General features: G+C 72.7%; 1 protein-coding gene. It reads right to left on the bottom strand.

Translation table 11 applies throughout. The features are described 5' to 3' along the window. On the bottom strand, nt 1-491 hold a 491-nt coding region (locus tag AB0C29_RS17550; RefSeq protein ID WP_360821318.1), incomplete at its 3' end, for a flavoprotein. Nucleotides 492-524 lie beyond the last annotated feature (33 nt).

Genomic DNA, 524 nt, shown 5'->3' with positions numbered 1-524 from the left:
GCCGGGTCCGGCAGCCGGCCCTTGCCGGTGTCGGCACCCGTGAGCCGCCCCACAGCCGGCTCGATGACGATCGCGCCGCGGGCCCGCAGGGTCGCGACGTTGGCCCTGGTGGCCGGGTTCTCCCACATCTCGGTGTGCATGGCCGGGGCGTAGACCACCGGGCACGTCGCGGTGAGCAGCGTGTTGGTCAGCAGGTCGTCCGCGATGCCGTGGGCCGCCTTGGCGAGCATGTCGGCGGTGGCGGGCGCGACCACGACCAGCTCGGCGTGCCGGCCGATGCGTACGTGCGGCACCTCGTGCACGTCGTCCCACACCTCGGTGGTCACCGGGCGGCCGGACAGCGCGGCCCAGGTGGGCGCGCCGACGAACTTCAGCGCGGACGCGGTCGGCACGACGCGTACGCCGTGACCCGACTCGGTGAACAGCCGTAGCAGCTCACAGGCTTTGTACGCGGCGATGCCACCGCACACCCCGAGCACGACCTCCGGCATGGGCACACTTCCCGTCAACGAAAAACCCGCGCC

Source organism: Actinoplanes sp. NPDC048791, from assembly GCF_040650095.1.
GTDB lineage: Bacteria > Actinomycetota > Actinomycetes > Mycobacteriales > Micromonosporaceae > Actinoplanes.
The sequence above is the reverse complement of the archived record's forward strand: the minus strand, read 5'-3'. Positions and strand labels throughout refer to the sequence as shown.